The sequence below is a fragment of the Bacillus sp. KH172YL63 genome (genome assembly GCF_011398925.1).
Classification (GTDB): Bacteria; Bacillota; Bacilli; order Bacillales; family Bacillaceae_B; genus Rossellomorea.
Map to the genome: position 1 here is coordinate 2080514 of NZ_AP022842.1, position 17880 is coordinate 2098393.

15 protein-coding genes and 1 riboswitch are annotated in these 17880 nt (G+C 43.0%); of the genes, 5 read left to right on the forward strand and 10 right to left on the reverse strand.

Going from position 1 to position 17880, the window contains the following annotated elements; translation table 11 throughout:
* Positions 1–36 precede the first annotated feature (36 nt).
* Positions 37–137: riboswitch (purine riboswitch) on the forward strand.
* 75 nt (positions 138–212) lie between these two features.
* The gene (locus tag KH172YL63_RS10355; RefSeq protein ID WP_173106026.1) at positions 213–1505 is read left to right on the forward strand and encodes an NCS2 family permease; all 1293 of its coding nucleotides are present in this window, start codon (positions 213–215) and stop codon (positions 1503–1505) included.
* Between the two features lie 1106 nt (positions 1506–2611).
* On the opposite strand, the gene KH172YL63_RS10360 is transcribed toward KH172YL63_RS10355, so the two are convergent.
* The 7 genes from KH172YL63_RS10360 to KH172YL63_RS10390 all read right to left on the reverse strand — a co-directional run bounded on the left by KH172YL63_RS10360 (position 2612) and on the right by KH172YL63_RS10390 (position 9420).
* On the reverse strand, positions 2612–3823 hold the full coding sequence (locus tag KH172YL63_RS10360; protein ID WP_173108129.1) for an MFS transporter: 1212 nt from the start codon (positions 3821–3823) through the stop codon (positions 2612–2614).
* A 254-nt stretch (positions 3824–4077) separates the two neighbouring features.
* A complete protein-coding gene (gene helD / locus KH172YL63_RS10365; RefSeq protein WP_173106027.1) occupies positions 4078–6402 on the reverse strand; it encodes an RNA polymerase recycling motor HelD in 2325 nt (774 codons plus the stop codon).
* 204 nt (positions 6403–6606) lie between these two features.
* Positions 6607–6987 carry a nuclear transport factor 2 family protein gene (locus KH172YL63_RS10370; RefSeq protein WP_269475213.1) on the reverse strand — a complete coding sequence of 127 codons (381 nt, stop codon included), beginning with the start codon at positions 6985–6987 and terminating at the stop codon, positions 6607–6609.
* Positions 6988–7068: 81 nt separating this feature from the next.
* Positions 7069–7263 (reverse strand): hypothetical protein, encoded by a 195-nt coding sequence (locus KH172YL63_RS10375; protein ID WP_173106028.1) that lies wholly within the window; start codon positions 7261–7263, stop codon positions 7069–7071.
* Between the two features lie 14 nt (positions 7264–7277).
* Positions 7278–7985 carry a M48 family metallopeptidase gene (locus KH172YL63_RS10380; protein WP_173106029.1) on the reverse strand — a complete coding sequence of 236 codons (708 nt, stop codon included), beginning with the start codon at positions 7983–7985 and terminating at the stop codon, positions 7278–7280.
* Between the two features lie 4 nt (positions 7986–7989).
* A complete protein-coding gene (locus KH172YL63_RS10385; RefSeq protein ID WP_173108131.1) occupies positions 7990–8490 on the reverse strand; it encodes a YehS family protein in 501 nt (166 codons plus the stop codon).
* 252 nt (positions 8491–8742) lie between these two features.
* Positions 8743–9420 (reverse strand): hypothetical protein, encoded by a 678-nt coding sequence (locus tag KH172YL63_RS10390; RefSeq protein ID WP_173106030.1) that lies wholly within the window; start codon positions 9418–9420, stop codon positions 8743–8745.
* Positions 9421–9538: 118 nt separating this feature from the next.
* On the opposite strand from KH172YL63_RS10390, the gene KH172YL63_RS10395 reads away from it, so the two are divergent.
* Positions 9539–10423, forward strand: a complete 885-nt coding sequence (locus KH172YL63_RS10395; protein WP_173106031.1) for an ABC transporter permease subunit — start codon at positions 9539–9541, stop codon at positions 10421–10423.
* The gene (locus tag KH172YL63_RS10400; RefSeq protein ID WP_173106032.1) at positions 10416–11432 is read left to right on the forward strand and encodes a hypothetical protein; all 1017 of its coding nucleotides are present in this window, start codon (positions 10416–10418) and stop codon (positions 11430–11432) included. Before KH172YL63_RS10395 ends, KH172YL63_RS10400 begins: the two co-directional genes overlap by 8 nt.
* Positions 11433–11472: 40 nt before the next feature.
* Here the strand turns inward: KH172YL63_RS10400 and KH172YL63_RS10405 are convergent, their stop codons facing one another.
* The 3 genes from KH172YL63_RS10405 to KH172YL63_RS10415 form a co-directional block, all read right to left on the reverse strand.
* Positions 11473–12090, reverse strand: coding sequence for an HAD family hydrolase (locus tag KH172YL63_RS10405; RefSeq protein WP_173106033.1), 618 nt, complete (start codon positions 12088–12090; stop codon positions 11473–11475).
* A gap of 416 nt (positions 12091–12506) precedes the next feature.
* Entirely contained in the window at positions 12507–13811 is a 1305-nt protein-coding gene (locus tag KH172YL63_RS10410; RefSeq protein WP_173106034.1) for a D-serine ammonia-lyase, read from the reverse strand.
* 30 nt (positions 13812–13841) lie between these two features.
* The gene (locus KH172YL63_RS10415) at positions 13842–14702 is read right to left on the reverse strand and encodes an alpha/beta fold hydrolase (protein ID WP_173106035.1); all 861 of its coding nucleotides are present in this window, start codon (positions 14700–14702) and stop codon (positions 13842–13844) included.
* Positions 14703–15107: 405 nt separating this feature from the next.
* Between KH172YL63_RS10415 and KH172YL63_RS10420 the strand changes: the two genes are divergently transcribed.
* Together KH172YL63_RS10420 and KH172YL63_RS10425 are read left to right on the forward strand one after the other, a co-directional pair.
* Positions 15108–16166, forward strand: coding sequence for an ATP-grasp domain-containing protein (locus KH172YL63_RS10420; RefSeq protein ID WP_173106036.1), 1059 nt, complete (start codon positions 15108–15110; stop codon positions 16164–16166).
* Entirely contained in the window at positions 16166–17863 is a 1698-nt protein-coding gene (locus KH172YL63_RS10425; protein ID WP_173106037.1) for a methyl-accepting chemotaxis protein, read from the forward strand. Before KH172YL63_RS10420 ends, KH172YL63_RS10425 begins: the two co-directional genes overlap by 1 nt.
* Positions 17864–17880: the final 17 nt, after the last annotated feature.

A 17880-nucleotide genomic window follows, 5' to 3' on the forward strand; every position in this document is an offset into this window, starting at 1 on the left:
CTTGTCGGCGACTTGATATGATGCTTCTAATTCAATTATAGCAAAAAACAGATACCTTGTATAAGTTCAGGAATATGGCCTGGACGTTTCTACCAGCTACCCTAAATGGCTTGTCTACAAGATGAAATGGGAGACTATTTTATTTTGTGTATATGACTCTGGTGTGATTCTGCACCAGAGTCTTTTTTTATTTTCTTCCTGGAGGGATATGCATGAAAACATTTTTTCAATTTGCTGAAAGAGGAACAAATTATAGAAAAGAGACATTGGCCGGGATCACGACGTTCCTGTCGATGGCTTATATTCTCGTCGTGAATCCAATCATCCTCAGTCAGGCTGGTATGGATAAAGGTGCGCTGTTCACCGCGACCGCCCTGTCTGCGATTGTTGGATCACTGTTGATTGGGATCCTCGCCAATTTCCCGATCGGCATTGCGCCGAGCATGGGTCTGAACTCTTTCTTCACTTTCTCGGTATGCATCGGGATGGGGGTTGAATGGGAAGTCGCTTTGACCGGTGTTTTCGTCGCAGGTGTTATCTTTATGATCCTGAGTGTAATGAAGATCCGTGAGAAGATCATCAATGTCATCCCCCAGGATCTGAAATATGCCATTGCCGGCGGGATCGGTTTTTTCGTAGCCTTTATCGGCTTCAAAAATGCAGGACTTGTCGTGAGCAATCCAGAGACATTCGTCTCGATCGGACATCTCTCTTCGCCTTCTACACTCCTTGCTGTTTTCGGATTCATCATCACCTTGATGATGCTCGTTAAAGGCATAAAAGGCGGAATTTTCTATGGGATGGTCGTCACCACAGTGATCGGGATGACTGTAGGAGAAATCTCTGTTCCTGAAACCATTATTGGCAAGGTTCCAAGTCTAGATCCCACTTTTGGAGTCGTATTCGCTCATCTGGGGGACATTTTTTCGATGGACATTCTCGCCGTCATCTTTACGTTTCTATTCGTCGCCTTCTTTGATACTGCAGGGGCATTGATTGCAGTGGCAAGTCAGGCAGGGATTTTGAAGGATAATCAAATACCAAATGCAGGGAGAGCGCTGCTTGCAGACTCTGCTTCAGGTGTTGCCGGAGCCATATTCGGTACTTCTACAACAGCTTCCTTTGTAGAATCGTCGGCAGGCGTTGCCGTAGGCGGGAGAACCGGGTTCACGTCTGTCATCATCGCCCTGTGCTTCTCGATTGCCCTGTTCTTTTCACCTATTTTGTCTGTCATCACGCCTGAGGTGACGGCCCCTGCCCTCATCATTGTCGGGGCATTGATGGCCAGTGAAGTGAGACATATTAATTGGAATGCGCTCGAAATTGTCATACCGTCCTTTGTCACGATCATCATGATGCCGTTGACTTTCAGTGTCGCGACGGGAATAGCTTTTGGGTTTATCTTGTATCCATTTGCAATGATTTCACTGAAAAAGTGGAAAGACGTTCATCCGATTATGTATGTTCTGAGTGTGTTGTTTATCATATACTTGGCGTTTACGTGAAGGCTTAAGTGAATGATAATTGGATGACCTGTGAAAGAATATAATGTTCAGCTTTTGAGGTGGTCTTAAAGACATTCATATCGCCTACCAAACCGTCAGCAAAAAGTAAAAAGGGTTCGGGACATATCTATGTCCTCTTACTCAAAGCACGAATTTCTATAAAATTCAATTCATTATGATCAACCGCTGTTGATTTCCGTGCAAGGCTTCGCTTTCCTCGGGCGGCGGTGAGCCTCCTCGTCGCTGACGCTCCTGCGGGTTCTCACCTACCCCGCTTTTCCCGAAGGAGTCTTCGCCTTGCACTCCAATCAACAGCTGGACCCTGCTAAATATATGTATATATGTATGAGGGATATAACAAAAGATCCGAACGAAGTAGATTTTTGACAAATCATTCGTTCGGATTTTTTATTGGTAGGCAATCTTTTGTTCCAGTCTCTTTTTTGTCTGGTAAATTAAATTGATACCGGTTTAACGATCTTCAATTAAAGCCAATAATCTAATCCGTCAAAGTTATCCCCATAATATGGTCGGTATAAATGGCGAAACTTTCACTTTCCATTTGAATATCAGGATTAGAAAATGGAATTATCTTAACATTGTTCAACACAATCATAGCGTGCAAGTTGGCAACTCTTCCTTCTTGCATCAACTTGAAGGTAGTATCCTCAGACTTTAGAATCGCTTTGTCTAATAAAGGAATATTATTGATATCAGGTTCCTCTGTGTTTATTCTCTCAGCGATTATAAAGGAGTTTGGTGTGGCGATTTTAATTTATCTTTTATTGTTATTTTCTTTTTGTAACTCATCTAATACCGCCTGTATTACTACAATGTCCAATTTCTTCATATCGTGAAGTTCGGGATTTAGCTCGTGTCCAGAAAGTTCGTGCAATAATATCCCCTCCAATTAATTTAGCAATCATAAAATTACTAAAATTTGTATAATGAATGTGTGATTTCCTATTCGATTAACCTGCTCTTTAATAGAACATAAGTTTCTTTGTCTATCCTTATTTCTCCCCAAGTTAGGTTGCCTATCTAACGGTTTGTCATTTGTTTTGACAGACGAAACGGCGAAGCACTTGCATACATCCTTTTCTACGTCACTCTTTATGAAACCCCCGCACAGCATCATCTGTCGGCAGGAAGAATGTCAACATACCGAAAAGTGGTAGGAAGCTGCAAAGAACCATGACAAAACGGATCGTATACACGTCTGCCAATCCCCCGAAGATGACCGCACCGACTGCCCCCATTCCGAAAGCGAGTCCGACTGTGAGTCCGGATACCATTCCGATTTTTTTCGGTAAAAGCTCTTGTGCATATACGACAATTACACTGAAGCTTGATGATAATATGAGTCCGATGGTGAAAATCACCGGATAGACAAGAGGTAAAGATAAATACGGTAAAGCGAGGGTGAACGGTGCCGCTCCGAGCATGGAGAAGAAAATAATATTTCTTTTCCCAAACCGGTCTGCCAACGGACCTCCAAGGAAAGTGCCGAGTACCCCGGCAAACATGAACGTGAATATGTACGGCTGTGCTTGTTTAATGGACAGTCCGTAATCATCGATTAAATAAAACTGGTAGTAATTCGATAAACCGGCCCCGTACCAGCTTCTTGCAAATACAAGGAATACAACGAAAACCATTGCCCATTTGATTTTTGGATTTATAGGCGTTTTTTCTCCTTTAGACCTAGTGGGTAAGGTCTCTCTTGATTGGATCCGTTCAGCATACCATCGGGAAACGCTGAATAACACTATGATGCCGATAACCGCCAGAATCGAGAACCATAGTGCACCCTTTTGGCCATACGGGACAAAGACAAAGGCGGTAATCAACGGCGCAAGTGATTGACCGGTGTTGCCGCCCACCTGGTAAATCGATTGAGCCAGTCCCCGTCTTCTCCCTGCTGCCATATAAGCAACCCTTGATCCCTCAGGGTGAAAGATCGCTGACCCAAAGCCGATCAATAAAACGGAAAGAATGATCCAGATAAAATGCCCTGACAAGGCAAATCCGATCAGTCCGGCAAGGCTCGAAGCCATCCCGAGCGGAAGCAAAAATGGCCTTGAACGGATATCTGCATAAAACCCGAATACCGGCTGCAGCAAGGAAGACGTCATGTTGAGGGCAAATGCGATCCAGCCGATTTGGGTATAACTCAACTGAAGCGACTCTTCGATGATCGGAAACATGGCGGGTACAACGGCCTGCAAGGTGTCATTGATGAAATGCCCTGAACTGATTGCGATTAGAATCCCATAAATCGTGGGATTTGCGGATGGTTTCAATGAAGCTTGTGGCATGTGCGTCACTTCTTTCAATATGTAGTGAATAAATAATAGCCTTCTGGGCTGCATGGGTAAAGCTTCCTCTTGAGGGTCTGTTAAAATATGAATTTATAAACTCTACCAATTATTTCAAAATAAGCAGAAGAATACAAGTTTCTTTTGAAAGAATGCGGCCGGTTTGCCATATGGCAAACCGGCCGTTTCACGAAATATGGACGCTTGCCTATCCTATCAATTAGCAGGCTTTTGTGCGAACCCGGGTTGAAGTTTCACTCCATTTCCTCCCGGATAAAAAGGTTTGCTGATACTCCTTCAAGAAACGGTGTCTCTTTGCCTACACTGTATAGTTGGAGTTCATGCATGGCTCTCGTGCAGGCGGTATAGAATAACCTTTGCAGACTATGATCTTTATAAATGTCCATCGATGCATTGTAAATGATCACCGCATCGAATTCGATTCCTTTGGCCAGGTAGGCGGGAATGACGACCGCTCCCTGTTCATACTGGAGAGCCCCTCTTTCTATCAGCTTCAGGTGAGGAATCTCTCCCAAGGCTGCAAATGCTTCCTCACTTTCAGCGGCAGATTTACAGAGTATGGCAATCGAGTGATACTGTTCTTTCTTCCACTCTTCCACTTTTCGGACAATGTGCCGGTGCAATTCTTCTTTTGATGAAGCAGAAGTCAATACAGGCTTTTTGCCCTGCCGTTCAAATGGGATGATCTGTTCACCGTCCGGCACAAGTTCCCGGGTGAAGTCGATGATCGGCCTCGTCGAACGGTAGCTCTGGTCGAGTTTTACAGCGATCGTTTCATCCGCTCCATATAAGGTGCTCAATGTATTGAAATCTACATGGTGCTGGGCATGGGCGAATATCGCCTGATTGAAGTCACCAAGAACCGTCAGTTTTGCAGCAGGAAACAGTCTTTTGATAAATTCAAATTGGAACGAAGAATAATCCTGGGCTTCATCAATCAGTACATGCTTGATGTAGGTGTTCGACTGGAAACCCAATAACAACTCTTTTAATAATAAGTAGGGTGTTGCATCTTCATAGAGAAGTTTCCCTTCCTCCAGGGATCCCAACGTCAAATGACAGATAGCGGTCCAGTTCTTCGGGATGTTCAATTTCTCTGTTGATACACTTGTATCCTTGTAAAGCTGTTGATAGATCTTCTTCACATCGACGAATGAATAACCGTTGACCCACTTACGGATCCGCTTGAATCGTTTCCGGACGACACATCGGGATAACGTGTCAAACTCATCTGCATAATCAAAGGATGGGTCCTTCTTTGCCAGATGCTTCTCTGCTTTATGATAGTCCTCTTTGCTCAGCAGTTCGATTTCTTCTTCAACCCAGGCCTTCCCCCGTTCCTCTTTCTCGGTGATATCAAGTTTGGATTGAATCCACTCCTTCAATTTCTCGAGCCTGTTGTGTAAACGGAGGTGCTGATCTTCTCCATAAAACCTTTCCCTGATCTGTTCCCCTGTTACAATAGGAATCCCCTTGAACTTGATACCTTTAAAAATCATCCCTTCTGTCTCCAGCGATTTCCTGTAGCGGTAAATCATCTGAAAGAAATCAATTGATGCTTTGAATGTAATGCTTGCTTTCCGGGCGTCATAAAATGGTTGTTCGGAGGAAGTCAATACATACTCCAATTGTTCGTACGGCCCTTCTATTTCGAATTCCCCGCTCAGCCGATGATCTAAATATTCCTGGAAAGTGACCTGTTCCATGTTCTCTTCACCCAGTTCAGGGAGAACATTCGAAACATAATGATTGAACATCGCGTTCGGAGAGAAAAGGATAACCTGATCCGGTTTCAGATAACCGCGGTATTTGTACAATAAATAAGCAATCCGCTGCATCGCAGCAGATGTTTTTCCGCTTCCTGCAGCTCCTTGGACGATCAGAAGCTTTCCATTGTCATGCCTGATGATCTGATTTTGTTTTTGCTGAATGGTGGCAACAATACTTCTCATGTAGGTGTCGGTCCTCTTGCCGAGTGCTTTCTGCAGGATTTCATCCCCAATCGTCAAGCTCGTATCAAACATGGATTGAAGGTGTCCGTCCTCGATGAGGTACTGCCATTTCTTTTCTAAAAGCCCCTTGATGACGCCTCCAGGTGTATGATATTCAGCGGGTCCGGGGGGATAATCATAATAAACGCCGGCGATTGGTGCACGCCAATCATAGACGAGGAAATCGTCCCCGGTTTCGTCAGTTAAAGTCGATAGACCGATATAAATGGGCTCAGCCTCTTCATTCCCTTCTTCAATCAGGTCAATCCGGCCGAAGTAAGGCTTTTCTTTCATCCTTGTCAAAGAGGACAGCCGGTTTTTCGCCTGCTTGTGCGTACTTTGGCTCACAGTCAAAACTTGTGCCTGCTGCCTCAAGCTGAGTACGGTCTCCAGAAAATCGTCGAAGGTGTCTGTATTCACCTTGACCTCATCCCAAAAGTGTCTGCGGATGTCGGTCACCTCCTCATGCCGCTTTCCTGTTTCCTTTTCCACATGTGCAATTTGACTGGAGATGATATTAATGACGTGATCGACTCTTTTCTGCTCTATCAGGATATCGGGGTTCATTCAAGCACTCCTTTTTAAAAAAAGTAAGGGTTGACGGGCAAGAGGGTTATGTTATATAATTATAGTTGAGTTAATATGTTTTATGATAAATAACCATTGCATATCTTTTCTAATTTACCATAAATATGCTCTGCTTTCAATAACAAAAGGGATGAAGACTACAGTCTTCATCCCTTTTTTACGTTGATATGCCCATATTCGCAATCAAAATACACCATTTTCATTAGGGGAATCTTCCGGAATCAATTGCCCTACGTCCCATAATTCTGCGATCAGCCCATCCTGGAAACGGAAAATATGTACAACGACTGCGCCCGGGTCTTCCGGGTTTTGTTTCACATGTGAATGAACGACCACTTGCTCTCCTTCTGCGATCGTCCGTTTTACTTCAAATCTTTTGTCAGGATTCTGCTCTGCATTTGCCTCCATAGCGTTCATCAATGAGGCTGCATCACCTTTGAAAAATGGATTGTGATGCAGGAAATCCGAGGATGCAAACTGATGATAAGCATCCTTTACATTCCCTTTTGCGACCATTTGTAAAAACGTCACCGCTCTATCCTTATTTGAAAGTATTGAATCCAAAGCGATCATCCTCACTTTAAATAGATTTATTTCCATTATAAAGGAATGCCCGGTTTATTTCAGGTAATAAATGCCTTCATATCATAATTGATCGTAAAATGTTCCATTGAAAAACAATGTGATGTCCCCCAGGGTACCGATACAAAAAAAGATAAAGTAATAGCTGGCCACTGTCACTTCTTTATGAAACAACTCTTTGAATGCCTGTATGAAAAGACGTTCAAATTTGAACCAACTCAACATCCACGCAATGAGTAAAAATGTAACAATTGTCATCGGTTTCCCTCCCTCTATACTGTCATCTTCCAGCTTGTGTAAGAAAGCCACTGTTCCTTCTCCTTGTAATCGGGCATGATTTTCCCGACGAGCCTCCAGAAAGATCTGTCATGATTGAGGTGCACCATATGGCACATTTCATGAACGACTACGTAATCGATGACTTCCTGCGGTGCCATGGCAAGTTTCCAGTTAAAGGTCAGCTGTCTGCGTCCGTCACATGTACCCCATGTTGTACGACTGTCTGAAATCTTGATGGATCGGGGTTTCTTCTTGAAGTGAGCCTGGTGAATCGAGATGCTCTCTTCCACAAGCGCTTTGCATTTCTTATAATAGAAACGTTTTAGAGCCTGTTGAATGCGTGCATCCTCAAACTCCTTCACAACGATGTAAAGTGCATTCTCTGTGAATGTGACAGAATCCTGCCCCGCGTTGCTATCTTGCGTGATGTTGATCGGGAATGACTGGCCCAGATAAAGGAAAGTTTCTCCGTGATCATATGTCTTTTGCTCAGGGCCATTCAACCTTTCCTTCTTTTCCTTTGATTTATGAAGGATCGTTTCCCAATGCTCTTCCAGGAACCTGAGAAGCGCTCCTTCATCTGCGCCCTTAGGAGCCTTGACTTCTACTTGTCCATAACTGTCAAGGTAAATGCCGATTGAAGTGCGATTTTTATATGAAATGGTAAAATGAAGCATTTCACCTTTGTGGGTATGGAGCATCGCTTTAACCTCTGTATCTAAAGGTCAAGCCTTTTAAGAAGTTCCTGGCATAACGATCGCCACAGATCCGGTAATTTTTATGGCCTTCCCGCCTTAGCATCGCACCAAGTTCGCCTTTGGTGATCATCACTCCGGTTTCAGCGAGTATGTCGATCACATCTTCACTTGTTAATTGAAGGGCGATTTTCACCTTCTTCAGCAGCAGGTTATTACCGTGCTCATACGTGATTTCCGGTGTTGCAGGCTGGCCGGGTCTGGGTTCCTGCTTCCCTCTCTTGAAGGTGATGAAACCGTTCAAAAAGGACTCGTACATTTCATCGTCACAATGAATATGATGTTCATCATCAAGGACGTCTTCTTCCATTTCATCCGGGGATTTGGTTAACACTTTCAGCACTTCCTCTTTGCTGAGCTCAATGCCCCCAAGCTTAAAAATCTCCACCATTTCCGTATTTTTCAAATCGAGCGCATAACGCAGCCGGATTAAAATATCATTATTATCTATGTTCATTTGGAAAACCTCCATAAAATATAATCATTCGTTATTCACTAAATGAATATCTTATCATTTTATCATGCTTTTTCCTATCCCTATTGGAGAAACAAAGGTCCGTCCCTCAATCTCGCTTAGAGGGACGGACCTTTGTTTGGCTTTGAATATTGTGGCGAAAGAAATATTGAGTTCGAAAAAGAGGGGCATAAAAAATGTAGTTCAATCAACTTTTAAAAATGATTCTCGACCGAGATGAATGCAGCCTTATTGTTCCACCTGTGTAAATGTCAATTGAACCTGATCTCCGTCAGGCTCATCTGATGCCATGATATTTACATGCTTCATATATCCCGGTACGACATCTTCAAGAAATTCATTCCTTGTCGGCATATCAATCGGAATCATCCCGGGAAGATCTTCTACACTTTCCCCATCTTTCACAAGTTTTCTCTGAATTGTTTCTTCTGCCCTTGTAGGGGCAAAAATCAATTCTAAAATATAACGCCGTGGAAAATCGGGGCGTTCTAAACCATGGGATTTGAATGAACCGTCTTCACTGATTACCATATAATTATCCGAAATTACTTTCGTATAGGCATCCACTTGAAAGGCTTGAATATCCTTGATGGATGCTTCCTCAGGATATGCCCTGAGTCTCGTGTATAGGATGATACCAGGAGGAAAGGTAGAATTTCCTTCCACATGTATTTCAGTGGAATTCAATGTGACTTCAGCATCAAACGTATATGCTGGTTTCTCTTTTTCACCTGCATCCATTTTGTCATCAGTTTGTCCCTTCCCTTCTGTTTTTCTTTTCTCAAGGTCATCATTTTTCACCATTTGCTGCACACTGCTTTTATTTTCCGTGAAATCCAGTCTGCAACCTGTCAAACTAATGAGCAGGGACGGGAGCAGAAACCAGAAAATCCGTTTCTTTAACACTTCTATGAACACCTTCCTTATATCAATAGTCAGAATATTGTTTACAAATAATATCACTTATTGTAACATGTAATATGGTAAATTTGTATGAAATTGTAATAAATTCGGAGGGGTCTATATGAGAAGGGTCGTTGATCTTTCGTTTCATTTCTTGATTGTCATATTAGGATTATTTTTACTGAGCGGTGTCGGTTCATTGCTTGCATATGATACGCAACTTGTCATCACAATCGGTTATTATTTCAATCAATTGTATGAGTCTATTTCAGAGGTCATGGATCCATCTTCTCTCTCTTTGGGATTGGCAGATGGAGGGAGACAATACCCCTTGATCGAAGCATTCCAGCATACATATGGCTACTCTTTCACGATTCTCATTAGTTCGTTTCTAATAGCGGTTTTATTCTCAGGCTTAATGAGCTATTGCATCATGTTCATGCCGCAGCGGGGATATCGGTATACAATGAAGATGTTGAATGTACTCGACGCACTTCCAGAAGTCTTTATCGTCGTATCATTTCAAATCCTCATTATTTGGTTGTACAAAAAAACAGATATTCTGTTCTTTAACATTTATGCCTTCAATGATGAGCGTTCCTACGTCCTCCCGATAATATGCTTATCGATTCTTCCCATTGTATATCTCGTGAAGCAATTTTTATTTCAGCTTAAAGAAGAGGAAAGCAAGCCGTACGTCGAGTTTTCTTATGCAAAAGGGTTCAGGAAAGCTTATACCATGTGGGTTCACTTATTCCGAAATGTATGGATTCATTTTTTTCTGCATTTAAAACCCATCTTCCTCCTGATGCTTTCAAACTTATTTGTCATCGAGATTCTATTTAATATCAATGGATTCATGATGTTGTTATTTCAAGCTTCCACGACTTCCGGTGCAGCCTTTTTCCTTGGAATGATGATGATTTTCGTGCCTTTTTTTCTCGTCTTTCATATAGGGGCGATCGTTCTTGAGAAATGGCTGAAAGGAGGAAAGGATTATGTATAAAAAGCTGTTCAAAGGCATAACCATCCCATTATGTATGATCATTGCTCTCGTGATTCTCAGCTTTCTCGTTCCTTATTGGTTTCCGGATTACGAAGGAGTTGTAAACTATTTAAAGGGAGACGACGGCAGATTGATCGCGGCTCCACCTTTTTCACCAACGGAAATGGCACCGCTAGGAAGTGACCGCTTAGGGAGGAATTTCGCCCTTTTACTTTTGGCAGGAGCAAAGTATACGATTGCGGCTGCATTGTTTGTTGCGTTGTTGCGGATAATATTGGGCTTTATGTTTGCCGTCCTATACACCTTCGTCCCTTCCATAATTGGTAGATTTGTAAAAGGGTTGGGTGAATCATTTCAATATGTACCTCTTGCCATTATTGTGTTTGCCATTTTGATTCCCCTTGAAAGCTCTTTTCAGCCTGGGTTTCTTTCTTCCAGTGAGTATTTCCTCATTCAATTATGTGTTATAGCGATTGTTGCGATTCCTTCCCTGGGTGTGTATTTGGGTGAAGAAATGAAGCTTTATATGGATCAAGAGTTCATCCAAGTTTCCCGCACAATGGGGGCCGGTGGATTCAGCATCGTAATGAGACACCTGCTTCCACAGTTTATGAGGCATGGGATTGTATTGTTTTCTGAACAGCTCGGACAAGCGCTTTCATTGCTTATACAGCTTGGGATTATGTTGATGGCCCTTGGTGGATTGAAGATTGCCGAGTTTGCGTTTACGGACCTTGACCCGAGCAACCCGGTGTATTTCTCCGAAACCAACGAATGGGCAGCTACCATCAGCATGAATATCCAAATGATATTCTCCCATCCGTTTTTGGTCCTCGTCCCACTGGCCTTTTTCGCTGTTCTCATTTTATGCGTGAATACAATAAGCTCTACGTTGAGACAAGTCATTATCGAGCAGGAATATGCGCTGACCAAAGCCAAGGAAAAAAAAGCAGAAGGCCGAGCACCCGCTTCTTCCCCTTCAAAGGATCTTTTTACATTAAATCACTAGTATAAAAAAAGGCAGAGGGTGCGTCCCTATGCCTTTTTCATTAAAATCGTCTGAGTAATTCATCCAAGCCGTCTATCTTTTCATCTTCCCCAGAGACTTCACCAAACCCATAACTGGCGTAAATGAAAGGGATCCCGGCTTCTTTTGCCGCCTGACGGTCACCTTCTGTATCCCCTACATAGACCGGGTCCTTGAGGTTGTTCCGGCTCATGATCAGCTTGATGTTTTCAGCTTTTGAAAGCCCTGTCCGCCCCGGGTTTTCATAATCGATAAAATACCGGTCGAGGCCATGGTACTTGTAGAAGGCTTCTATGTAACCTGCCTGACAATTACTCACAATGAATAGCTTGTATTTCTTTGACAACCGATCCAGCACTTCTTCCACATTGTTGTATAATTGGCCGCCGTGATCCTGCAGGTGTGCAATTTCATGTGTGGAAAGGTCGTTCAGAAATTGTTCCCGTTCGTCTTCATCCAGTTCGGGGAAAAGCTGTTGACCGATTTCTTTCATTTGAAGGCCCATCGTTTTCTCCAGGTGCTCCCTCGTCAGTCCGTCTTTCAGTTTACTATTTTCGATGATGACCCTGTTCCATGCTTCCAACACGGATTCTATCGGATCCCACAGTGTTCCATCCAGGTCGAATATGATACTATCCATTTAGCTCTCCTCCGATTCTTATGTATTGTAATGTGGAAATTTGTTACATTATATATGGAACAGTATAACAAAACTGTGGCAGGCATTTCTAACTAAAATAAGATAAATCTTATAAAACTTCTGAACTAATTAAACCATTCCATCTTCTCACTCTCAGTAATTAATCGAGTTTAAGTACACCTCCTCCAAAAACTATGTCAATTACTTCTTTAAACCACTGTTCCTACTTAGAGAAGCTGGTCACATTATATAAAAATAACAACAATATATACAAAAGAGCTTTGCGAAAAGAATCTTTTCCAGAGACTGACTTACAGATCAGGGTTGAAGTCCTGATGAATTCCGCAAAAAAACTGCCCATTATCATAAAAGGATCACAGACAGCTTTCTATGAAAACTTCTCAGGATGGCTGTCGTCACTTTTCAAGGGAACGCCTGCCTCTTTCTACGTATTGCTTCCTGATCTCCTCAGGTACGAGCTTTCCGCCGGTCGCCCAGACTAAATGGGTCGCATTTTCAAGCTTTCTTACTGATAGAGAGTGAAGATGCCCTGTGATTTCAGGAAGTGCTGGACCGGCCATACCGGCGAGTGCTGAAGGTTCCAGGAAGATGCCTTCAGATCGGTGCAAGAGCCCGAGCATGCGGAACAAATGGTCATCACTGATGGTGTACACACCATTCACCATGTGCTGAATCATCCTGCCGGCAAGGGCTGACGGGCGGCCGACTGCCAATCCGTCAGCTTCCGTACGGTTGCTCAGTCCGATATCGCTGACGGATACGCCTTCATGTTTCCCTGTGGCGAGCCCAAGGAGCATGCAGGGCGAGTTCACCGGTTCGGCAAAGTAACAATGAACATGGTCACCGAAGACATATTTGAGTCCATAGGTCACACCGCCAGGACCGCCTCCCACCCCGCAGGGCAGATATACGATGAGTGGATGGTCGGCGTCAACGATGATCCCACTTTGATCAAGTTGTTTCTTTAGTCTCAATGCGGCAACTGCATAGCCGATGAAAAGGTCCTTTGAATGTTCGTCATCGATAAAGAAGGCATCCGGGTCGTTCATACTTTGCTTTCTTCCCTCTTCCACCGCTTGGGAGAAATCGCTTTTGTGCTCGATCACGGTCACGCCTTTTTTACGGAGAAGGTCTTTTTTCCATGCTTTTGCGTCATAGGACATATGGACCGTTACCCGGAATCCCAATGCAGCCCCGATCGTTCCGATACTTAATGCAAGGTTCCCTGTGGAGCCCACAACAATCGAATAGCCGCCAAGGAATGATTTGAACCTTTCATTGGAAAGGACAGCATAATCGTCTGTGAGGTGAGTGAGACGATTTTCCACCAGTAGTGTTTCTGCCAGTTTCAGTACTTCGTAGATTCCCCCCCTTGCTTTAATAGAGCCTGCAATCGGGAGTTCATGATCACACTTCAACATGAGTCTGCCACGCACCTCGGTGCCGTAATGAAGCTCGATTGCCTGCTTCATTGCGGGAATCGAGATCAGGTCTGATTCAATAAGCCCGTTCGCCTCCTCTGTTTCAGGAAATGCTTCTTTGAGAAATGGTGCAAACCGCTGCAGCCTTGCTTCCGCATCTTCAATGGCTGTTCCATCAAGAGGTGCCAGTGAAGATTTCCTCCTCAAAGACGGGTTGGTCCATAGCGTTTCTTTCCTGCCTTGAAGCGCTTCAAGCAATTGTGGTGCTAATCCATCCATTCTCTTTCTCCTCCCTCATATTATAGTTAATCAATCGTCAGCTTTATTCAGATTGTGAAGAAATGCATGCACTTCTTCTTTGAATGCTGCCTTCTCTTCCAAAAATGGATAGTGATTACTGCGTTCGAATATGACAAGCTTTGAACCAGGTATGCCTTCCTTCATTTCCACCGAGTATGTAAGCGGACATTGTACATCGTGCCGGCCGCAAATTATCAATGTAGGAGCAGAAATGAGGGGCAGTTTCTTCGTCACATCGAACAGTTGGATTTCTCTACTAAAATAGTTCATTCTTAGAGCAGACATTTTTTTATTCGTTGGACGTGTGAATAATTGATCGTATGAGCCCGGATCATATAATGAATATGTGGTCCGTAACCTTGAAAGGCTCTTCCGTTCACCTATGCTGATACCAGAGGTTTTCAATTTCTCATTGAGTTCCTGCATCTGATGAAAATGGGGATGATCAGCATGATAGATGCACTCCGGGGAGAATGTCATATACTCCCTTGCAGCCCCGCCGACAACCATTAAGAAGGACAGACTCAAAGAATGATAGATAGCATACACAATCCCGAGCATCCCGCCGGTTGAATGACCTGCGAACCCCCATCTGTCGAATCCGATTGCTTTGCGGATCGCCTCGAGGTCAAAGGTCGTTTCAAGCATACTGAGTTGATAGGGCTCTGTCGCTTGAGCAGAGTTCCCTGTTTCCCTTAAGTTTACGAGAATCACACGGTGTGAATCTGTGAATGTATCTGCGAAAATATCGCCCGTTGCATCAAACTCTGAGTAAAGGTGGCAGACACAGATAGGCTCACCTTCCCCTTTCATAAATACTTCAAATTTCCCCCTGGATGTATGAACGAAGCTTCTTTCCCAGCTTTTCATTAGACCCTCCTGTTACAAACAAACTTTACGCTTATTATTTCAAATCATTTCCTTAAGCTCAAGAATATCTTCCACAACAACTAGTTCTTTAGACTTATTTTTCACTACAAATATTATATTAGTATATCTAGCATTCAAAACCATTTTCTTATGAACGATATGTTAATCATCCCTTGCCATCAGTGATGTCCCCGCTGAAAAACTCAGCAATATTGACTATTACAAAGAAATGAATGTATACGATTACAAATATAAAATGATTTTTCTGAATAATTTTCCGGCTATTAACAAATGAGCATAAGGTCCGATAACTACTTTGTATTTATTTGGAGGTGCTTATTTATTATTATTCTAGAAAATCAAATTGTTTCACCATTTCTATTGAAAGCAGCCGTCGATTTAAAGTTGCCAATTTATTTCGACAGTGATCATCGTTCGTTATCCATTCAGGATAAGGTGCTGACCAATTCTGAAAGCTGCTTATCCCTATTAGAAAAGGAAAATCCTTCCCATCCGTTTACCAAAACGGCAAAGATGGTGAAGAACAAAGCAGGCTTCAGAAAATTCCTGGCAAGCGTATACCCGGATTATTATTTCCGGCTTCTCTCACTTGATGACCTGATGACACTTGATAAAAAAGAGATTCCGTTTCCAGTTGTCGTGAAACCGAATAAAGGGTATTCGAGTATCGGCGTCTATATTGTTGAGACAGAACAAGAGTGGGAAAATGCAGTGAAAAGCTTGTATGCAGATATGCTTCTTTCTGCCAATACATACTCTAACGCTGTCATTGACGGTGCAGAAATCATTATCGAGGAGTGGATTGACGGGGAAGAATTTGCAGTGGACTGTTATTTCAATGACTCTGGCAAGCCTGTTATCCTTAACATCCTTACCCGTACTTTTCTGAACAACCAGGATACGTCGGACAGGATCTATTATACGTCGAAAGAAATTATAGCTGACATTAAAGCTGACATTGAAGAATTTCTGCAGATGTTAAGTAAACGGATGGATATGAAAAACTTCCCTTTCCACCTCGAAGTGAGAAAAAGTTCAAAAGGGGTGCGGGCGATCGAACTGAATCCACTGAGATTCGCAGGTGCCGGCACGACTGATGTCAGTCACCACGCCTTCGATGTGAATGGTGCAGCCTACTACTTCACCGGAAAAGAACCGAATTGGGAACGTATTCTTCAAGAAGGCGATCAGAGCTACTATGGATTCTTCTGTGCAGAAATCCCTCCTTCTATCAGCCAGCAGCTCATTGAAGGCATCGACCATGACCGGTTAAGGGATGAGTTCAGTCATGTGCTTGAATACAGGAAGATTCAAGCCAACAATGACCGGACGTTCGCCGTTATTTTCTTTAAAACGGATGATTTGGATGAGTTGCAGCATCTATTGCATCTGGATTTATCCCAATACATACAAGTAAATAAAGTGCAGGAGACCATATTATAATGAAAAAATCATTCAATCCTAAAAAATCCATTCAAGCGAAACTATTTATTAATTTTATCATTCCTTTCCTTGTCCTCGGGGCGCTGGTGTTTATCTTCATCCGCTTGTTGACAGGTTATATCATGGATGAACATGTCCTTCCCCAGTTCGAGCAATTGTTAAAGATCAATGGTGAAAATCTTGCTCACAACCTTGACGGGGACATGGTGAACGAAATCATCATGAATGATGATAAAAACAATGGGGAAATCACCAGGGTGTTAGATCAATTCATTGAAGGTAAAAACGGTATTGAATATGTGTATGTCCTCACTGAAAAGGACGGAAAAGAATATATCGTCGGATTGAATGATAGCCCGGATACGATGATCGAATCACCCTTCACGCCAGATCAGGCGAAGGCATTCAGTAATAAAGAATCGATCCTCTCCCCGATTTATACCGATAAGTGGGGAACGCACAAATCATATTTTGTGCCGATGGAGAACTCAGATGCGATCATCGGAATCGATATGAGTGCACAATTTATTTCACAATTAAAGAAAAATATCACCATTTTCCAAACGATTTTCATCGTGGTTTCCATCCTGCTTGGAGGGATTTTATCTTATGTGTTCGGCAGAGGGCTCAACAAGAATATTCAGCAGCTGCTATCTTCAATGAACAAAGTCGGGAAAGGTGATCTGACAGAAAGCATCCACTCTGACCGTGAGGATGAACTCGGTCTGTTGGCAACCCGTTATGAAGAGATGAGAACAGGTTTGCGAGAAGTCATTCATCACGTGCAGGAGAATTCGAATCAAATTAATGATACGAGTGCCGTCCTTGTCACTGCTTTCGATGAGCTTTCCGATGCATCCAATCAGATTGCCATCGGTACAGGTGAAGAAGCACATGCCAGCGAAAACCGTTCCATGCATATTGATGAAATTTCTAATAAAACGACACTTATGTCCAATAAGATCGCGCTTGTGAACAATCAAACGAAAGAGATTGATCAATTCACCAAGAACACCGGGAAAATTGCAGAAGAAGGTACCGGGAAGATCCAGCAAATCACAGAACAAATGAACAAGATTAAAACAAACGGAGAAACGAACTCCAGTAAGTTGACCCTCCTTGAAGGGAAAATATCTCAAATCAACCGGGACATCGAATTCATCAAGGATGTAGCCGACCAAACGAATTTACTTTCCTTGAATGCTTCCATCGAGGCAGCCAGAGCTGGAGAAGCCGGAAAAGGATTCTCCATTGTTGCCCAGGAAGTTCAGAAATTGGCAAACTTAACGGACAATAATGTGAAAACAATCAATGCCGTGTTAAAAGAAATCAATGAGCAGACATCCGAAATGGTCAAGGCCAATCATGAAATCAATACAGATATCAATGATGGTGTTCAACTCATTTCTACCAGCGGCGAATTGTTTCAACAAATTTTCCATTCGGTCAATAGTTTGACGGAGCAGGTCAATGCAATGGTTACCGATGTAGAAGATATCAGTGATGCCTCGAAGAAAACTGTGGAATCCATACATGAGGTAGCTGCCATCTCTGAGGAAGGTGTGGCAACGATTCAGGAAATCTCCGCTGCATCCCAACAGCAAAGTACAACGGTTAACATGTTAAAAGAGCGCAATGACAAATTAAAAGCCATGGCTCTTTCGTTAAACGATCTTGTAAGGAATTATAAGCTCTAATGAAAAAACAAGGAGAC

Coding starts and splice junctions, on each gene's coding strand:
- KH172YL63_RS10355 (WP_173106026.1), top strand. CDS start 213: ATGAAAACATTTTTTCAATTTGCTGAAAGAGGAACAAATTATAGAAAA.
- KH172YL63_RS10360 (WP_173108129.1), bottom strand. CDS start 3,823: ATGCCACAAGCTTCATTGAAACCATCCGCAAATCCCACGATTTATGGG.
- helD (WP_173106027.1), bottom strand. CDS start 6,402: ATGAACCCCGATATCCTGATAGAGCAGAAAAGAGTCGATCACGTCATT.
- KH172YL63_RS10375 (WP_173106028.1), bottom strand. CDS start 7,263: ATGACAATTGTTACATTTTTACTCATTGCGTGGATGTTGAGTTGGTTC.
- KH172YL63_RS10380 (WP_173106029.1), bottom strand. CDS start 7,985: ATGCTCCATACCCACAAAGGTGAAATGCTTCATTTTACCATTTCATAT.
- KH172YL63_RS10395 (WP_173106031.1), top strand. CDS start 9,539: ATGAGAAGGGTCGTTGATCTTTCGTTTCATTTCTTGATTGTCATATTA.
- KH172YL63_RS10400 (WP_173106032.1), top strand. CDS start 10,416: ATGTATAAAAAGCTGTTCAAAGGCATAACCATCCCATTATGTATGATC.
- KH172YL63_RS10405 (WP_173106033.1), bottom strand. CDS start 12,090: ATGGATAGTATCATATTCGACCTGGATGGAACACTGTGGGATCCGATA.
- KH172YL63_RS10410 (WP_173106034.1), bottom strand. CDS start 13,811: ATGGATGGATTAGCACCACAATTGCTTGAAGCGCTTCAAGGCAGGAAA.
- KH172YL63_RS10415 (WP_173106035.1), bottom strand. CDS start 14,702: ATGAAAAGCTGGGAAAGAAGCTTCGTTCATACATCCAGGGGGAAATTT.
- KH172YL63_RS10425 (WP_173106037.1), top strand. CDS start 16,166: ATGAAAAAATCATTCAATCCTAAAAAATCCATTCAAGCGAAACTATTT.